The 17,371-nt window shown below is 64.2% G+C and carries 13 protein-coding genes and 1 pseudogene; 4 read left to right on the forward strand and 10 right to left on the reverse strand.

Annotated features, from left to right (window positions below):
• Nucleotides 1-125: 125 nt before the first annotated feature.
• From EFD56_RS09910 to EFD56_RS09930, 5 genes and pseudogenes are all read right to left on the reverse strand, one after another.
• Nucleotides 126-656, reverse strand: a pseudogene (locus EFD56_RS09910) (class I SAM-dependent methyltransferase); the annotation flags it as partial.
• 57 nt (nt 657-713) lie between these two features.
• Complete coding sequence (locus tag EFD56_RS09915; protein ID WP_085742547.1) at nt 714-2,669, reverse strand: DEAD/DEAH box helicase; 1,956 nt, start codon at nt 2,667-2,669, stop codon at nt 714-716.
• A gap of 98 nt (nt 2,670-2,767) precedes the next feature.
• Complete coding sequence (locus EFD56_RS09920; RefSeq protein ID WP_126905187.1) at nt 2,768-4,624, reverse strand: CHASE2 domain-containing protein; 1,857 nt, start codon at nt 4,622-4,624, stop codon at nt 2,768-2,770.
• A 4-nt stretch (nt 4,625-4,628) separates the two neighbouring features.
• Complete coding sequence (locus EFD56_RS09925; RefSeq protein ID WP_085742549.1) at nt 4,629-5,147, reverse strand: FecR domain-containing protein; 519 nt, start codon at nt 5,145-5,147, stop codon at nt 4,629-4,631.
• A 136-nt stretch (nt 5,148-5,283) separates the two neighbouring features.
• Entirely contained in the window at nt 5,284-6,429 is a 1,146-nt protein-coding gene (locus EFD56_RS09930; RefSeq protein WP_183819883.1) for a citrate synthase, read from the reverse strand.
• An 83-nt stretch (nt 6,430-6,512) separates the two neighbouring features.
• Here EFD56_RS09930 and EFD56_RS09935 point away from each other — a divergent pair, with 83 nt between their 5' ends.
• A complete protein-coding gene (locus tag EFD56_RS09935) occupies nt 6,513-7,601 on the forward strand; it encodes a citrate synthase/methylcitrate synthase (protein WP_126905188.1) in 1,089 nt (362 codons plus the stop codon).
• Between the two features lie 70 nt (nt 7,602-7,671).
• On the opposite strand, the gene EFD56_RS09940 is transcribed toward EFD56_RS09935, so the two are convergent.
• The 4 genes from EFD56_RS09940 to EFD56_RS09955 form a co-directional block, all read right to left on the reverse strand.
• Nucleotides 7,672-9,300, reverse strand: a complete 1,629-nt coding sequence (locus EFD56_RS09940; RefSeq protein WP_004673124.1) for a CTP synthase — start codon at nt 9,298-9,300, stop codon at nt 7,672-7,674.
• 142 nt (nt 9,301-9,442) lie between these two features.
• Nucleotides 9,443-9,967, reverse strand: coding sequence for a preprotein translocase subunit SecG (secG, locus tag EFD56_RS09945; RefSeq protein ID WP_064818265.1), 525 nt, complete (start codon nt 9,965-9,967; stop codon nt 9,443-9,445).
• A gap of 119 nt (nt 9,968-10,086) precedes the next feature.
• Complete coding sequence (gene tpiA, locus EFD56_RS09950) at nt 10,087-10,857, reverse strand: triose-phosphate isomerase (protein ID WP_037139000.1); 771 nt, start codon at nt 10,855-10,857, stop codon at nt 10,087-10,089.
• Nucleotides 10,858-10,971: 114 nt separating this feature from the next.
• Nucleotides 10,972-11,871, reverse strand: coding sequence for a dienelactone hydrolase family protein (locus EFD56_RS09955; RefSeq protein WP_085743636.1), 900 nt, complete (start codon nt 11,869-11,871; stop codon nt 10,972-10,974).
• A gap of 208 nt (nt 11,872-12,079) precedes the next feature.
• Between EFD56_RS09955 and parE the strand changes: the two genes are divergently transcribed.
• From parE to EFD56_RS09970, 3 genes are all read left to right on the forward strand, one after another.
• Nucleotides 12,080-14,161, forward strand: a complete 2,082-nt coding sequence (gene parE / locus EFD56_RS09960; RefSeq protein ID WP_037139003.1) for a DNA topoisomerase IV subunit B — start codon at nt 12,080-12,082, stop codon at nt 14,159-14,161.
• 182 nt (nt 14,162-14,343) lie between these two features.
• Entirely contained in the window at nt 14,344-15,483 is a 1,140-nt protein-coding gene (locus tag EFD56_RS09965) for an esterase-like activity of phytase family protein (protein WP_126905189.1), read from the forward strand.
• 115 nt (nt 15,484-15,598) lie between these two features.
• Complete coding sequence (locus EFD56_RS09970) at nt 15,599-16,801, forward strand: AI-2E family transporter (protein ID WP_064822066.1); 1,203 nt, start codon at nt 15,599-15,601, stop codon at nt 16,799-16,801.
• A 17-nt stretch (nt 16,802-16,818) separates the two neighbouring features.
• Here EFD56_RS09970 and EFD56_RS09975 read toward each other — a convergent pair whose 3' ends face one another.
• The gene (locus tag EFD56_RS09975; RefSeq protein WP_009998489.1) at nt 16,819-17,277 is read right to left on the reverse strand and encodes a GNAT family N-acetyltransferase; all 459 of its coding nucleotides are present in this window, start codon (nt 17,275-17,277) and stop codon (nt 16,819-16,821) included.
• Between the last annotated feature and the right edge of the window lie 94 nt (nt 17,278-17,371).

The following is a 17,371-nucleotide window of genomic DNA, read 5'->3' on the forward strand; positions in this document are numbered from 1 at the left end:
GCTTGCGAAGATCATTTGAAAGAGGTCGAGTCATCCGATGCTGGCCTCCACTCCAGCCAGCATCTTGAATCACAAAACAGCCAAAAACGGAATCCCTTCCGATTCAACTAAATCCAGATACGCTCTAGCACCTCGATGCCGGCGGTCTGGCAACGTCGCAGGAAAGCCATCACCCGCACGGCAAGTGTGGGGTCATAGAACAGGTCGCCGACAAGGAGGAGATCAGGCTCCTTCGGCGGTGGTGCCGCGATGATATCGGCGGCGACGGCAATGATGTCCACGCTGTTGAGCGTCGCGTTAAGGCCGATTGCGGCGATGGCATTGGCATCGACATCAATCGCCGTCACGGCGGCAGCCCCGGCCTTGGCTGCCGCGATGGCGACGAGCCCGGAGCCGGCCCCGAGATCAAGGACGCGGCGGCCGGCGACCACTTCCGGGCGATCGAGCAGATGGCGGGCAAGCACGGCGCCACCGGCCCAGGGATAGGCCCAGTAAGGTGGCGGAGCAGTTTCGCCACGGCCGGCGAGCCGCCAGAGCCCGCTCGCGGGTCCCGCTGTGTGAAGCAGAATCTCGGGAATGGACGGAACCGTCGAGATCGGCAGATTGGCCTGGATGAAGGCGGCCGGATCGAGACGCGACGTGCCGGGGCTTTTCATCGCCGTCTGATCCCTCCGATTATGAAATCCACCAATTCGGCGCCGCTACCGGCGCAATCAGCCGGGCTTCTTCTTGGAAAACTTGCCCTTCGCTCCGGCGCTGCCTTTGCCCTCATATTTGCCGCCCTCGAATTTCGGCTTGTCGTATCTGGGCTTGTCGGATTTCGGGCCATCGAAGCCGGGCTTGCCGGGTTTCTTGCTCCACGGCTTGCTGTCGCGTCGCTCCTGGCCGGCATTGTCAGCTGCAGCATAACCACCGGCCGACCCCTTGCCGAACTTCTTTTTCGGCCGCTCGTCGCGGAAGGCGTCGCCCGGCCGTTCGTCACGCGACGACTTGCCGGCATAGGGCTTCGGCGCCGCCGCGCGGCTGAAATCCGGCGTGCCGGAAAGCCTGGTGACGCGGATGCCGCGTTCGAGCGTCTTGTTCGGCCCGAGAGCCTCCTGGAAGCTATCCGCGCTTGCTACGGCGATCTCGACATAGGTTTCCTCGGGCTGCATCTTGATCGCGCCGATCTCGCGCTTCGTTACGTTGCCGTTGCGGCAGAGCATCGGGATCAGCCAGCGCGGCTCGGCATTCTGCTTGCGCCCGACCGAGACGGAGAACCAGACGCTGGGGCCGAAATCCTCGCGCGGTCCCTTCTGCGCCGGCTCATAAGACACGGCATTGTCGCGGCGCTTGCGACTGCCCCCGTCCTGCACGGTGACCTCGATCAGGTCCTCCGGCGCCGAATGATTGGTGCGATAGAGACGCAGGAAGGCAGCGGCGAGCTTTTCGGCGCCGTGGCTGGAGAGAAGCTGCTGCACCAGCCCCTGCTCTTCCTCCTGCGGAGCGTCGTGAAAAATCGGATCGGCGAGCAGCCGCTCGTCGTCGCGCTCGTTCACTTCCTCGGCCGAGGGCGGCCGCGCCCAGGCGGCCGAAATACCGGCATTCTCGAGCAGGCGCTCGGCCTTGCGTCGTGCATTCAGCGGCACGATCATGGCGCTGATGCCTTTGCGCCCGGCCCGGCCGGTGCGGCCGCTCCGATGCAGCAGCGTTTCCGGATTGGTCGGCAGGTCGGCATGGATGACGAGATCGAGGCCCGGCAGATCGATGCCGCGGGCGGCGACGTCGGTTGCGATGCAGACGCGTGCGCGCCCGTCGCGCATCGCCTGCAGCGCATGGCTGCGTTCGTTCTGCGTCAGCTCGCCGGAAAGCGCCACGACCGAAAAATTGCGGTTGTTGAAGCGCGCGGTCAGATGATTGACGGCGGCACGCGTCGAACAGAAGACGATGGCGTTGGTCGCTTCGTAATAACGCAGCACGTTGATGATCGCGTTCTCGCGGTCGCTCGGGGCCACCATCAGCGCGCGATATTCGATATCGACATGCTGCTTTTCCTCGGCCGCAGTGCTGATGCGCACCGCATCGCGCTGATAGCTCTTGGCAAGCTTGGCGATCGCTGCCGGCACGGTTGCCGAAAACATCAGAGTCCGGCGCTCGTCCGGGGCTGAATCGAGAATGAATTCCAGGTCCTCGCGGAAGCCGAGATCGAGCATTTCGTCGGCCTCGTCGAGCACGGCGGCCTTCAGATCCGACATGTCGAGCGCCCGGCGGCGGATATGGTCGCAGAGCCGGCCGGGCGTGCCGACGACGATATGGGCGCCGCGTTCCAGCGCTCGGCGCTCGCTGCGGATATCCATGCCGCCGACGCAGCTGGCGATCACTGCGCCGGTCATCTCGTAAAGCCATTCGAGCTCGCGTTTCACCTGCAGCGCAAGCTCGCGGGTCGGGGCGATGACGAGGGCGAGCGGGGCACCGGCATTGCCGAAGCGTTCGCTGCCCTCAAGCAGCGTCGGCGCCAGCGCCAGCCCGAAGGCGACGGTCTTGCCGGAACCGGTCTGGGCGGAGACCAGAGCGTCGGACGCGGCAAGATCAGGATCGAGCATCGACTTCTGCACCGGGGTGAGTTCGGCGTAACCGCGCTTCTGCAACGCCTTGGCGATCGCCGGAACGACGCCGTTGAATTCTGTCATGAGTTCGATCTTTCGGAGCTGTCAGGCGCGAAATGCGCCATGGCCGGAGCCAGCCGGCGGGATATTTGCGCCGTTCCTAGCCGCTCCCGCAGCGATTGTCAAAGCGTGCGGCTGCGCCACAGCCAGGCGTCGATATGGCTTGCCCGGCCGCGCAGCTCCGTTTCCAGCGGCCCCTCCATGCGGCCGGCCTTCAGCAGGACGCTGTCGGTGCCTGCGGCGCGGACGATTTCGGCGCTCAGCGCCAGCTCGACACCGTTGCGGGCGGCGACCTCCATCAGCCGGGCGCCGACATTCACCGTGTCGCCCGCCGCGGTGATCTGCTGCCGATCGCCGGTGCCAAGCCGCGAGGCAGCGATCGGGCCGCAATGGGCGCCAACCTTGAAGCCGATCTTCTTTTCGGCAAAGCCCGCATGCGCGCCAAGCCAGGCCCGCGTACGCTCGCAGAGGCCGACCGCGCAGGCGGCTGCACGGGCGGCATCGTCATCGGCCGGCTCCGGCAGGCCGAACAGGATCATTGCCCCATCGCCCATGAAGCTGGTGATGGCGCCACCGTGCGAGCGGGCCTCCTCGTCGATGATTTCGAAGAAACCGCTCAGCACTTCGCTGACCTTGACCGGTCCGAGCTTTTCGCTGAGACCCGTGAATCCCGAGAGATCGATGAAGATGACGGCAGCCTTCTGGCGCACCGGCGCGGCAAGGAAATTCGGATCGCGCGCCAACCATTCGCCAAGGCCGGGAGCCTCGATGCGCTGCAAGAGGGCGCTCTGCTCGGCGAAATGGCGGGCGCGGCCGCGATCGAGCCAGAGTTCGGCCGCACCGAGCATCAATGCCGGCGGCAGCGCCGCGGCGATCGGCAGCGCCGCACTCAGCCAATAGCCATGGGCAAAGGCCGACAGATTGAGCATGGCCCAGACCACCAGAACCAGCACGATAATGAGGTAACCCGCGGCACTCCGCCGCCAAGCCACCAGCGAAACGAGCAGAAGCGCCAGGCCAATGGCCGTGGCGGCGTCGATCAGTCTCATCCTGTGATCGCGCACCATGCCGTCGCTGGCGACGAGATGGGTGATTGCCGTCGACATCACCTCGACCCCGGGCATGACGGGATCGAATGGCGTCGGGAAGACGTCGCCGCCGCCGGTGACCGTCGAACCGATGACGACGATGCGGTCTGCCACCGCTGCCCCCGGCAGCTTGCCGTCAAGCGCATCAGCGGCGCTGAAGGTGGCGATCCTGCCGCGCCCGCCATAGAAGGTCACCGGCAGGCGCTGCCCGATATCCGTGGGAATACGCAGTGCTCCGAGCGTGACGGCATCGCGCTCGATGCTGGGGTCGGCGCCGAGCGCCACCGAGGCGACACGCAGCGGAAAAGCCGGGTCCAGCCGGTCGGCGCTGCGCGAAATCAGCGGAATGAAACGCGGCGTACCGGTCTGATCGGTGGCGACATTGACGATGCCGACCGCGGCCGCTTCGGCAAAGCGCGGGAGCGGCAGCAGAAGCTGGCTTGCCTCGGGGATGGCGGCCAACGGATCCTCGGCGGCATCGGTGACCCGCTGCCTGCTTCGCGCAAAGGTGGCCGCGCCCGCGATGACGGTTGGCCCCTGGCGCAAGGCGGCGGTCAGCGCTGCATCACCCTCCTCCGGTCCGGGATCGACGAGCAGAATGTCGAGCGCCAGAGCTTTCGGCTTGCCCGCAGCGATCGCGCCGACAAGGCGGGCAAGCGTGACCCGGTCGAGCGGATAGCCGTGGGCGGCGGCAGTGCGGTCATCGATCGCGACGATCGACACGACAGGCGGCGGCTCTCTTGCCCCGACGACGAGGCTGCGGATATCCGCAAGCGTCGCCTCCATCCGGTCGAGAAGGCCGACCTCGCCGTTGAGATTGAGATAACCGAGCGCCGCGCCCCAGAGACCGGCGAACAGCAGCGCGATCACGGTCAACAGACGATGGCTCATGATATTATTGGCCGAGGCGGGCAAGAAGGGCAGCGATGCGCGGTGCCGGCCAGCGGCGCACGACAAGAGGTTCGGTTGAGCTGGACACATCGACGCCCTCGCCCGGCGACAGTACCACAGGCTCGCCGGCCGGCCGACGGACAGCCACGCTGCCCCTGACCACCAGCACCGAGGTCTTGCCGCCTGCGACGTCGACCGCCCATTGCGTACCGCGCACGGCAGCAATTGCCTGCGGCGTCACCACCTGGAAGCCACCTGTGTGCTGACTGCTGTCGACATCGACGAGAATGGCCTTGCGCCGCAGAGACGCTGAATCGGGACTGCCGTCATGGTTGCGATCGGAAAGGCGGAAAGACGCACCGGCCTCTGCCGTCACCTTGACTCCGCCGGGGCAGCTCAGCACCTGACGGGCGCCGGCGTCACGTGATATCGCGCAGCCCGCAGACTGCGCCAAGGCCGCCTCATGCGGAACGAGGCCGGCAGCCAGCGCGGCGACAAACAGGTTGCGAATCGTCGTATGCATGGAAAGCCCCCGTGACCGTGCGGAACAACTTCTGCGAAAGCGCCCGCCAACCGTCTTCTTCCATATCAGGCATGATAGCCGAATTCCGATATTTCCCTAGGCGAAAAAGCAGACCGGTGAGACTGCCGGCGAATTCTCAGGCACCGCTTTTCATCTGCGGCGCCGGCCCGGCATAACGCGCACGCGGCCGGATCAACTCTCCGCTTTCGATCTGCTCCATCGCATGCGCCAGCCAGCCGGTGGAACGGGCAAGCGAAAAAATAATGATCGGCGCCTCTCGCGGCAGATCGAAGGCGGCGGCCATGGCGGAAAGCGCGAAATCGACATTGACCTTCTCGCCGACCATCTCCTCGCCCGTTTCCCGAAGCTCGGCAAATTGCGGCGACAGGGAAAAGTGCGAAAGCAGCGCCAAAGCCCTGATATCGCCATCGGGGTAGAGCGGGTGGCCGAAGGCCGAGAGGTGATTTCCCTGGACAAGCGAGCGGCGGATCGCCTGCTCCGCGCCGAGCGCCGAAGATGACTCGATCAGGGCGTCGACGCCTTGCCAGGCGGCGCCGTGCAGCGGCCCCGTCAGCGTCGCGAGACCCGAGAGCACGGCAGCCGACAAGGCGGCACCTGCCGAGGCAGTGACCCGCGCCGCAAAGGCCGAGGCGTTGAGTTCGTGATCGGCAAGCAATACCAGCGCCCGGCGCAGGCAGTCGGCGGCATCCGGCCGTTCCCAGCTTGCCGCCAGCCGCAGATGCAGCGGCTGGTCCGCCGGCCCCGGCGCCAGCGCATCGGCAATGGTCGAGAGCACGCCGTGCGCCTCGCGCCGTAGCGCTGCTTGCGATCGGCCGATCGATGGCAGATCCGCCGTTACCCGATCTGCCAGCGCCAGGAACGCAGCCTGAAGCGACGGCGGGGCATTTCCGGAGCCTGTACCCGAGAACAATGTTTCCGCGCCATTCCACAGCAGCGCCGCCGTCTGCTCCAGCGTCGCCGCCTCGGCGAACTCGGCGGCATCCCGTCCGCGATAGAAAAGCCGTCCCGCGATGATGGTGGAAATCGCCGAGGAGAGAATCGGGTCGCCCCAGCGGATCGACTCGGCAGCAACCGTTTCGGCCTTGCGGCGGCCGGCATGGCGTTCGGCCAGTCGCTGCACGTCGGCCGCCTGGTAAAGGCTGCGGCGCGGATCGGCGGGATCGGGCTTGGCGCGGATGCGCCCGCGGCTGACATTGGCGTAAAGCGTCTGCGGCTTGGTCTTCAGCGCCTGCAGCGCCTCCTCGGCGGTCAGCCACGGCATCGGAGCCTCATATTGATCAATTGCATCAAGATTGACGTCAATGAGACTAGGTCGGATCATCCTTATCGTAAAGGAGAAACAATATGAAAAACGGCTTGGAAGACGTCATCGCCGCCGAGACGCAGCTCTCGGATGTCGATGGCGAAGCGGGGCGGCTGATCATCCGCGGCGTATCGCTGGATCATCTCGTCGCGGGCGGGACCTATGAGGGCGTTGCCGCCCTCTTGCTCGATGGCCTGATGGAGCGGAGCTTCGATCAAGCGGAATTGCGCGGCTGGCTGGCGCAAGCGCGAACGAACGTCTTCGTCCACATCGAGGCCGCCGACGCCGCCCTGCTCGCACTGCCGCCGGTCGATGCGATGCGGGCGCTAATCGCCCGGTTGCCCGATGGCGACGATTTCGACACGGCGCTCGCCCTTCTGGCAGCGCCCGCAGTCTTCCTGCCCGCGATTCTCAGGCTGCAGCGCGACCAAAAACCGATCGCGCCCGACGTTGCGCTGTCGCAGGCGGCCGATATCCTGCGCATGCTGACCGGAAAATTGCCGAGCAAGGAGCAGGTCGCGGCGCTCGATACCTATCTCGTCACGATCTCAGACCACGGCCTCAACGCCTCGACCTTCGCATCGCGGGTCATCGCCTCGACACAGGCCGGCCTCACCTCTTCCGTGCTGGCGGCGCTGAGCGCGCTGAAAGGACCGCTGCATGGCGGCGCGCCCGGACCTGTCCTCGACATGCTGGATGCCGTGGGAACGGCGGAGAATGCCGGCCGTTGGCTTGGCGAAGCGCTTGATCGCGGCGAAAGGCTGATGGGCTTCGGCCACCGCGTCTACCGCGTGCGCGATCCGCGCGCCGATGCGCTGAAAGGCGCGCTAAAGCCGCTGATCGCTTCGGGACAGGTGGACAGCGCCCGCGGCGCGCTGGCCGAAGCAGTGGAGGACGCTGCGTTGGCAATCCTGAAGGCGCGCAAGCCGGATCGGCCACTCGACGTCAATGTCGAATTCTATACTGCGCTGCTGCTCGAAGCGCTCGGCTTCCCGCGGCAAGCCTTTACCGGCGTGTTCGCAATCGGCCGCACGGTCGGTTGGCTGGCGCATGCGCGCGAACAGGCGCTCGACGGGCGGCTGATTCGCCCGCGTTCGGTCTATATTGGGCCGTTGCCGGCGGCTGCATGAAGGCTGATCCGGCAGGATCTCCGGATCCGATCCAGATCGCGCAAAATCGCGCGATCTGGTGCCGCGCTCGTCAAACGAGACGGCTCTGTTCCGTTGCTGCTTCGATGAAGCTCGCAAACAGCGGATGCGGGTCGAGCGGGCGGCTCTTCAATTCGGGATGATACTGCACGCCGATGAACCAGGGGTGATCGGGATATTCGATCGTCTCCGGCAGAACGCCATCCGGCGACATGCCGGAGAAAACGAGGCCGCAGCTCTCGAGCCGGTCCTTGTAGTCGATATTGACCTCGTAGCGGTGGCGATGACGTTCGGAAATATCGGTCGAACCGTAGATTTCCGAGATCTTCGTGCCCTTCTTCAGCGCGGCCTTGTAGGCGCCGAGCCGCATCGTGCCGCCGAGATCGCCGGCCGCGGTGCGCTTCTGCAACTCGTTGCCCTTGACCCATTCGGTCATCAGGCCGACCACCGGCTCTTTCGCAGGGCCGAACTCGGTCGATGAAGCATCCGGCACGTCGGCGAGATTACGCGCCGCCTCGATAACGGCCATCTGCATGCCGAAGCAGATGCCGAAATACGGCACCTTGCGCTCGCGAGCAAAACGCGCCGCATGAATCTTGCCTTCGGAGCCACGCTCGCCGAAGCCGCCCGGCACGAGGATGCCATGCACCTTTTCCAGATAGGGTGCCGGATCTTCCTTCTCGAAGACCTCAGACTCGATCCATTCGAGCTTGACCTTGACGCGATTGGCGATGCCGCCATGATGCAGCGCCTCGATCAACGATTTATAGGCATCCTTGAGGCCGGTATATTTGCCGACGATCGCGATCGTCACTTCGCCTTCCGGCGTGCGGATGCGATTGCAGACCTCTTCCCACTGGTCGAGGCGCGGCTTCGGCGCCGGCTCGATGCCGAAGGCGGCGAGCACTTCGTCGTCGAGGCCTTCCTTGTGGTAGGCCATCGGCACGTCGTAGATATTGGCGACATCGAGCGCCTGGATGACGGCGGACGGGCGAACATTGCAGAACAGCGAGAGTTTGCGGCGCTCGGCTTCCGGAATTTCGCGATCGGCGCGCACCAGCAGGATATCGGGATGAATGCCGAGCGCCTGCAGTTCCTTCACGGAGTGCTGGGTCGGCTTGGTCTTCAGTTCGCCGGCCGCCGGAATATAGGGCATCAGCGTCAGATGGACGTAGACGGCGGTGCCGCGCGGCAGGTCGTTGCCGAGCTGGCGGATCGCCTCCATGAACGGCATCGCCTCGATGTCGCCGACCGTGCCGCCGATCTCGCAGATGACGAAATCGTAGTCTTTATTGCCCTCGGTGACGAAATCCTTGATCTCGTTGGTGACGTGCGGAATGACCTGCACCGTCGCGCCGAGATAGTCGCCGCGCCGTTCCTTGTCGATGATGTTCTTGTAGATGCGACCGGTGGTGATGTTGTCGGTCTTGGTTGCCGAACGCCCGGTGAAGCGCTCGTAGTGACCGAGATCGAGATCGGTTTCCGCGCCGTCGTCGGTGACGAAGACCTCGCCGTGCTGGGTCGGGCTCATCGTGCCCGGATCCACGTTCAGATAGGGATCGAGTTTGCGAAGCCGGACCCGATAACCACGAGCCTGCAGCAAGGCTCCGAGAGCCGCGGCCGCGATTCCTTTTCCGAGGGAGGAAACCACGCCGCCAGTGATGAATACGTATCGCGCCATGGGATTCACCGGATACCTTTTCAAAATCGATTCCACCAGCCCAAAAATTCTTTTCCAGAACTTTCGAAGCCTGACGCGGAATCTGAACAAAAGAAAACCGGCAGACCCGAGGGCCTGCCGGCGGTTTATGTCGAAGACCGGTTTACTGTCCCGTCGGGACGCCGGAGGGCTGAGCCGGCGCCGGCGCGGCCGGAGCTGCTGGCGTTGCCGGGGCAGTCGTTGACGGAGCGGTTGCTGCCGGCGCATCCGTTGAAGGCGCGCTGGCCGCCGGGGCCTGGGCTGCCGGAGTTTGTGCGGCCGGAGCGGGCGCGGCGGCGCCGCTGCTCGGAACCCCGTTGCCGGCCGGCTGGTTGGCCGGAGCCTGTGCGCCGCCGCCGAGCGAATCGAGAATGCCGTTGCCCTGGCCGCTCGTGGCTGGGATGCGGTTGAGGATGTCGCTTGGACGGCCCTCGTAACGCGTCAGTATGCCGAGGCCGAGCGACGTCAGAAAGAACAGCGTGGCAAGGATCGCGGTCGTCCGCGTCAGCGCATTGGCCGTGCCACGGGCCGACATGAAGCCCGAACCGCCGCCGATGCCGAGGCCGCCGCCTTCCGAGCGCTGAATGAGCACGACGCCGACGAGGGCGAGCACGATCATGAGATGGATGACAATCAATACTGTCTGCATGGGTCCAGTCCTGCCCGTCTGGAGACGGACATAAGTAAGAATTCTGGCGGCTCTTTACATGAGGCTCTCGCCTATTCCAAGCCCTTCGGCCAGGAATAAACCAAGCAATGAACAATGCCTCAGGCGAGCAGCGCCTCGTAGGCCCGGTAGATGGCGAGGAAGTCGGCGGCTTTCAAGCTCGCGCCGCCGATCAGCGCGCCGTCGACATTGGCAATGCCCATCAGTTCGCCGGCATTGGCCGGTTTGACCGATCCGCCATAGAGAAGGCGCATCTTGCGGCCCTCTTCGCCGAAGCGCGCCGCCATTTCGGCGCGCATGAAGGCATGCGCCTTTTCCACGTCGCTCGATGTCGGCGTGACCCCGGTACCGATCGCCCAGATCGGCTCATAGGCGATGACAGTGTTTTCGGCGGTTGCGCCGTCGGGAACGGAGGCCGAAAGCTGGCGCTTGATGATGTCGAGCGCCTGACCGGCGCGGCGTTCGTCCGCCGTCTCGCCGATGCAGATGATCGCCGTCAGCCCGGCGGCAAAGGCAGCCTCCGCCTTGGCGCGCACCAGATGGTCCGTTTCGGCGTGGTCGGTGCGGCGTTCGGAATGGCCGACGATCACATAGGTGCCGAAACTGTCGGCGATCATTTCGGCCGAGATGTCGCCGGTATGCGCCCCGGACGCCTTTTGATGGCAGTCCTGCGCGCCGATCGAAAGCGGGCTGTCGGTGCAAAGCGCGGTCGCTACATAGAGCAGCGTCGCCGGCGGGCAGATCAGCGCCTCGACCTTATCGGCGAGCGGCGGGCGAACACCTTCGGCGATCGCCTTGATCTGATCCAGAGAGGCACGCGTGCCGTTCATTTTCCAATTTCCCGCCACGAGCGGGCGCACGTCAGGTGTCATGCCGGCCTTCCCTAATCTGCTTATGCCTGCGGCCATATCAAAAGCTTGCGGCAAAGAAAAGCATCATGCCCCTGGCGTAAGGGGAATCTCGGCGATCCTAGGCAAATTTTGCCGTTAGGTCGCAAGAATCCAGTTCAATACCCTGCGCCAGTCGACCATCCGGATCGGCGTTCCGTGATTGCCGGTCTGAAACAGCGTGAAGCGCGCCGGATATTTCGCCTTGTGCAGTTTTTCGAACAGCGCCTGCTGGTCGCCGGCGGCATAGACCGGATCACGGCTGCCATGCGCGAACCAGAGCGGCAGCTTCGCCTTGTAGAAGGCGCTTTTGGTGAAATCGGGATCGGTGACGCCGCTCATGATCAGCATGCCCTTCAGCCGCTGGACGCTGGCCTCATCGCGGGCAATGCCCCAGCAGACCTGGCTGCCCATCGAGGCGCAGGACAGGATGACCGGCCGGCCAGGCGATTGAGCGCTGGCATAGCGGATGAGGCCGGCAATGGCGGCAACGCCGTTGCTGTCGAAGCTCTTGACCGTCGGCGAATAGTAGACGCCGCCATTGCCGGCAGCGAGGTTCTTTAGCCGGTTGAAATTGCCGCCGAAACTGTAATCGTTGGCCCCGAGCCGGCGGTCGCCGTCGCGGCCATGGATGAAGATCACCGTGAAGGCGGCATTTTGCGCCGGTCCCACCCTGGTGACATCGAGGTTGATACCGTCGAGGGAGAGCGTTTCGTCCGCCTGGGCCTTGCGGATGCCGAGCGACACATATTTCTGCTGCACCCGCTTTTGCGGCACCTGGTCGCGGCCGTTGATATCGCGCATCTCGTCGTAATCGACGACCTCGAAAGCACCGTCGTCGCCCGTCTGCAGAATGGTCTGCTTGGAGAACAGTTCGTCCTTGAAGGGCGCCAGCGCGCCGGCCGCCTGCGCCGGCCCGCCTGATGACAGCATGGCCGCGGATAGGAAAAACGCCGCAATTGCGGATATAACAGTGCAATCACTTGTGGACATTCGCATGCGGATGGTTTCCTGAAGCCTGCCGCCGCTTGCCATTCCGCGCCCGGCAACGCAAATCATGTGTCAAACTCCGCCCAAATTGGCGGTGTCGCGTATAGAGGTGCTTTCTGGCAGAATCTGCCTGATTCGCAAACGTGGCATGAAATGCGGTGATTTTGGGTCGGCGGCGGATGCAAGCCCAAGACAGGATGAAGATCTGAACGGCTCCATGGACGATAGCAACGACCTTTTTTCCGGACTGCCCCTTTCTGAAAAACGCGAGGAGGCGCAGAAGCCTGCGGCTGCGGCCGAACGGCCAGCACCCGCCACCGCGACACCGCCCGCCGCCTCTGCGCGCCCGGCGCCCGCCGGATCGAATTCGGACGAATACGGCGCCTCGTCGATCCGCGTCCTCGAAGGCCTCGAACCGGTGCGCATGCGCCCGGGCATGTATATCGGCGGCACCGACGAAAAGGCACTGCATCACCTCTTTGCCGAAGTCATCGACAATGCGATGGACGAAGCGGTTGCCGGACACGCCAATTTCATCGAGGTGCATCTCGATCTGCAGGGCTATCTCACCGTCACCGACAACGGCCGCGGCATTCCGGTCGAGAACCATCCGCAGGTGCCGGGCAAATCGACGCTCGAAGTCATCATGACCAAGCTGCATGCGGGCGGCAAATTCGACGGCAAGGCCTACGAGACATCGGGCGGTCTGCACGGCGTAGGCGTCTCGGTCGTCAACGCGCTGTCCGACTTCCTCGAGGTCGAGGTGGCGCGCAACCGCAAGCTCTATCGCCAGCGCTTCTCCCGCGGTCTGCCGCAAGGCGGGCTCGAGGAATTGGGCGACGTCCACAATCGCCGCGGCACCCGCGTGCGCTTCCATCCCGACGCCCAGATCTTCGGCGAGCATATGAAGTTCGACGCCGCCCGCGTCTTTCGCATGGCGCGCTCAAAGGCCTATTTGTTCGGCGGCGTCGAGATTCGCTGGAGCTGCGACGCCGGCGTTCTGCCGGAAGGCTCGGAGGTGCCCGACAAGGCGGTCTTCCACTTCCCCGGCGGCCTGAAGGACTATCTCCAGGCGACGATGGGCAAGGAGTTCACCGTCACCCGCGAAATCTTTGCCGGCAAGACCGAGAAAGCCAGCGGCCACGGCTCGATGGAATGGGCGATCACCTGGTATGGCGGCGACCCGCAGGTGCATTCCTATTGCAACACCATCCCGACCCCCGAAGGCGGCACGCATGAGGCCGGCCTGCGCATCGCGCTGACCAAGGGGCTGAAAGCCTATGCCGAGCTGACGCAGAACAAGCGCGCCGCGCAGATCACCACCGACGACGTGATGATCTCGGCCGTCGGCATGCTGTCGGTCTTCATCCGCGAGCCGGAATTTGTCGGTCAGACCAAGGACAAGCTGGCGACCGTCGAGGCCCAGCGCATCGTCGAGAACGCGCTGCGCGACCCCTTCGATCACTATCTCGCCGACAATCCGAACGAGGCGGCCAAGCTGCTCGATTGGGTGATCGAGCGCGCCGAGGAGCGTCTGCGCCGCCGCAAGGAAAAGGAAGTCAACCGCAAGACCGCAGTGCGCAAGCTGCGCCTGCCCGGCAAGCTCGCCGACTGCTCGCAGAATACCGCCGAAGGCGCCGAACTTTTCATCGTCGAGGGTGACTCGGCAGGCGGTTCGGCCAAGCAGGCGCGCAACCGCGCCAACCAGGCGATCCTGCCGCTGCGCGGCAAGATCCTTAACGTCGCCAGCGCCGGCCGCGAGAAATTCGGCGCCAATCAGCAGCTCGCCGATCTCATCCAGGCGCTCGGCTGCGGCACCCGCGCGAAGTATCGTCAGGAAGATCTGCGCTACGAGCGCATCATCGTCATGACCGATGCCGACGTCGACGGCGCCCACATTGCTTCGCTGCTCATCACCTTCTTTTATCAGGAGATGCCGGAGCTGGTGCGCGGCGGTCACCTCTTCCTCGCCGTTCCGCCGCTCTACAAGATCACGCAGGGGGCGAAATCCGCCTATGCTCGCGACGACAATCATCGCGCCGAACTGATGCAGACGGAATTCAAGGGCAAGGCCAAGGTCGAGATCAGCCGCTTCAAAGGCCTCGGCGAAATGATGCCTGCCCAGCTCAAGGAAACCACCATGGACCCGTCCAAGCGCACCCTGCTCCGGGTGCTGATCGACGAGGTGGATTTCGAGGGCACACGCAGTGCCGTCGACGATCTCATGGGCACCAAGCCCGAGGCCCGCTTCCGCTTCATCCAGGAGCGCGCCGCCTTCGCCGAAAACCTCGATATTTAAGCAGGCCTGGAGCGCGCCGACCCGCTCGGCGCGCCCTCATTTTAGCATTCGCGATTTCACGGAACTGACGAAGAACCGTAACAGCTCCGTCAAATAACCGGCGCATGAAGCGGTCGGCGCGTTCCCTCCCCGGGGCGGAACGCCTGCGTTCGAACCTTTTCAACCTTTGCCGGATATTTGCCATGACCAAGCGTTTTCTCGCGACTGCCGCTTTCGTTCTCCTGTCCAGCACCGTCACTGCTAGCGCCACCGATATCGGCGCCACCTTCGAGACCGCCTGCCCCTTCGGCGATTGCGCCGCCGGCATTTCGCTCTCCTATCTCGGTGAATTTGTCATCGCGACCGGCCAAATGGAAAACGGCGTCGAATTCGGCGGCATTTCCGGCCTCGATTTCGATGCCGCCACCGGCCACTATTTGGCCATCAGCGACGATCGCTCGGACAAGGCCCCGGCCCGCTTCTATGAACTCGACGTCAATGTCGACGCGTCCGGCCTGAAGGCTGTTTCCATCGTCAAGCATGTGACGCTGAAGGACAAGAATGGCGAGCCTTTCGCGGCAAAAACCGTCGATCCGGAATCGATCCGTTTCGGCAAGGACGGCATCTATTGGGGCAGCGAGGGCGACGCCAAGGTGCTGTTGCCGCCGTTCATCCGCGTCGCCGCGCCGGACGGGTCGTTCCTGCGCGAATTCAAGCTGCCGGAAGGTTTTGCGCCGACCATCGACAAGTCCGCCGGCATCCGCGACAATCTCGCCTTCGAGGATCTCGCCATCGCACCCTCGGGCGACGTTTTCGTCGGCGTCGAAGCCGCCCTTTACCAGGACGGCCCGAAGCCGTCGCTGACCACGGGCAGCCTGTCGCGCATCATCCGTTATGACGGCGCAACCGGCGAGCCGAAGGCGCAATATGTTTACCCGGTCTCGCCGATTCCGCAGGCCGCCGCCAAGGCCGACGGCGGCAACGACAACGGCATGTCGGAAATGCTCGCTCTCGACGATCACCGCCTGCTCGCCGCCGAGCGAAGCTATGCCGAAGGCGTCGGCAATAACATCAAGATCATGATGATGGATCTCGCCGATGCGACCGACATTTCCGCCATCGCCTCGCTCGCCAAGAACGACCAGCGTGTCGTCCCGGTTCGCAAGAGCCAGATCCTCGATCTCAGAGCCATCGGCCTTGTCCCCGACAATATCGAGGCCATGTCGCTGGGCAAGGCCAAGGATGGCACCGATGTCCTCATTCTCGGCTCGGACAACAATTTCTCGGCCGCGCAGAAGACGCAATTCTACGCCTTCAAGATTTTGCGTCGTCCGCAACAGTAAGACATCGGCACTGGCGGCTGAATAGCGACGCTTTGTATACGCTTTCACGGCGCGCACCTTGAAACCGCCGGGTTCATAGCCCATAACCAGAAGACAAGAATAAGAAGAGGCGCGCGTGGGTGTGTTTGACCGTCAGAGAAGCAATCATGAACCGCGATGGCTGGGCTCGTCGGCGCCGACACGCACGCCGCTGATCCCCTCCATCTCCGCGGCGCGCTGGCTGCTGGTGCTGATCGTCGCCGCCGGCGTCTATTTCTTCTACGGCTTCCTCGTGCCGGTGCTGGCCGCTCTCGTTATCGGCTTCGCCAGCTGGCCGCTCTACCGCAAGCTTCTTGCCCGTGTCGGCGGCAATACGACGATCGCTGCGACCATCGCCATCATCATGATCGTCACCTTTCTGGTCATTCCGATCGGATTTGCGGCCACCTATACGACGGGCGAAGTGCGCACCTGGCTCGCCTGGGCTATCCACGCCAACCGTTCAGGCGCCTCGACACCCGGCTGGATCGCCGCCTTGCCGTTTGCCGGCCCCTATCTCGATGAGCTTTGGACAAAGTATATCGGCAGCCCGGGCGCGCTCGGCGAGCTCATCCAGGCGGTCAGCGGCGCCCACATCGGCAATATCTATCGTGCCGTCCTGGCGGCCGGCGGTGGCGCCTTCCATCTTCTGCTGACGCTGCTCTTCATGCTGATCGCGCTGTTCTTCGTCTATCGCGACGGCTTCTCCTTCTCCAAGCAGCTCGACATGCTCGGCGAGCGCATCCTGCCGAACCGCTGGGAACGCATTTCCCGGGTCGTGCCGGCGACAATCAGCTCCACCGTCATGGGTATGACGCTGATTGCGATCGGCGAGGGCATCGTACTCGGCCTTGCCTATTGGATCGCTGGCGTGCCGTCGCCGGTGACGCTCGGCGTGCTGACGGGCGTGATGGCGCTGATACCAGGCGGTGCGCCGCTCTCGTTCACGCTGGTCTCGATCTATCTCCTGGCGAGCGGCTCGCATGTTGCCGGCGTCGGCCTCTTCGTCTGGGGCACGGTCGAGCTCTTCATCGTCGACAAGACACTGCGGCCGAAGCTCGTCGGCGGTCCGATCAAGCTGCCCTTCCTGCCGACCTTCTTCGGCCTTGTCGGCGGCGTCAAGACGATGGGCTTCCTCGGCCTCTTCATCGGCCCGGTGCTGATGGCGCTGATCGTCGCCATCTGGCGCGAATGGATCCACGAGGCCCGCAACGCCGACACTGGCGAGCGGGGCCCGCAGATCGTCATCGACGAACAGGCCCCACCGTCGAAGCCGATCTCCCGCGTCGCCGAAGGCTGAAGCTGGGCCGCTCGTCGCTATCCCAGCCGTTTTTCCATGAACAGGCTGAGCGGGTCCGGCAGATAGGCGCCGAAGGCCTCGATCTCCCGATATCCGTATTTGCGATAGAGAGCGATCGCCTCGGGCTGGTAGATGCCGGTTTCGAGACGGATCGCCGTCAGCCGCTTTTCCCTCGCGACCGCCTCCAGCGCGTTCATCAGGCCGCTGGCAATTCTCAGTCCCCTCGCCTGCGGGTCGACGAACATGCGCTTGATCTCTGCGGTTCCGTCGCCGGCCTCCACCAATGCGCAGCATCCGACGATTGCGCCAAGGTTGCGCGCGACGAAGAAACTCACTGAGGGCTTTTCCAGGAGAGAAAGATCCACCAGATGATTGCTCTCGGCCGGATAGAGCGATTGCGCATAGGCATCGGAAAGATCGAGAAGGCGGATGATGCCCTCTTGCCGCGGCGGCTCCTGGGCGATGGTGACGGACATGCAAACTCCCGATGCTGGCGAGACGCAATTTTTCCCCGACGTGACGCAGAGTTAATGCTCTTGCCTTCATTCGGTTGGAATTGCGCCGTCTAAG

Origin of the sequence: Rhizobium phaseoli (assembly GCF_003985125.1) — a bacterium.
GTDB lineage: Bacteria > Pseudomonadota > Alphaproteobacteria > Rhizobiales > Rhizobiaceae > Rhizobium > Rhizobium phaseoli.

Coding starts and splice junctions, on each gene's coding strand:
- EFD56_RS09915 (WP_085742547.1), bottom strand. CDS start 2,669: ATGACAGAATTCAACGGCGTCGTTCCGGCGATCGCCAAGGCGTTGCAG.
- EFD56_RS09920 (WP_126905187.1), bottom strand. CDS start 4,624: ATGAGCCATCGTCTGTTGACCGTGATCGCGCTGCTGTTCGCCGGTCTC.
- EFD56_RS09925 (WP_085742549.1), bottom strand. CDS start 5,147: ATGCATACGACGATTCGCAACCTGTTTGTCGCCGCGCTGGCTGCCGGC.
- EFD56_RS09930 (WP_183819883.1), bottom strand. CDS start 6,429: ATGCCGTGGCTGACCGCCGAGGAGGCGCTGCAGGCGCTGAAGACCAAG.
- EFD56_RS09935 (WP_126905188.1), top strand. CDS start 6,513: ATGAAAAACGGCTTGGAAGACGTCATCGCCGCCGAGACGCAGCTCTCG.
- EFD56_RS09940 (WP_004673124.1), bottom strand. CDS start 9,300: ATGGCGCGATACGTATTCATCACTGGCGGCGTGGTTTCCTCCCTCGGA.
- secG (WP_064818265.1), bottom strand. CDS start 9,967: ATGCAGACAGTATTGATTGTCATCCATCTCATGATCGTGCTCGCCCTC.
- tpiA (WP_037139000.1), bottom strand. CDS start 10,857: ATGACACCTGACGTGCGCCCGCTCGTGGCGGGAAATTGGAAAATGAAC.
- EFD56_RS09955 (WP_085743636.1), bottom strand. CDS start 11,871: ATGCGAATGTCCACAAGTGATTGCACTGTTATATCCGCAATTGCGGCG.
- parE (WP_037139003.1), top strand. CDS start 12,080: ATGGACGATAGCAACGACCTTTTTTCCGGACTGCCCCTTTCTGAAAAA.
- EFD56_RS09965 (WP_126905189.1), top strand. CDS start 14,344: ATGACCAAGCGTTTTCTCGCGACTGCCGCTTTCGTTCTCCTGTCCAGC.
- EFD56_RS09975 (WP_009998489.1), bottom strand. CDS start 17,277: ATGTCCGTCACCATCGCCCAGGAGCCGCCGCGGCAAGAGGGCATCATC.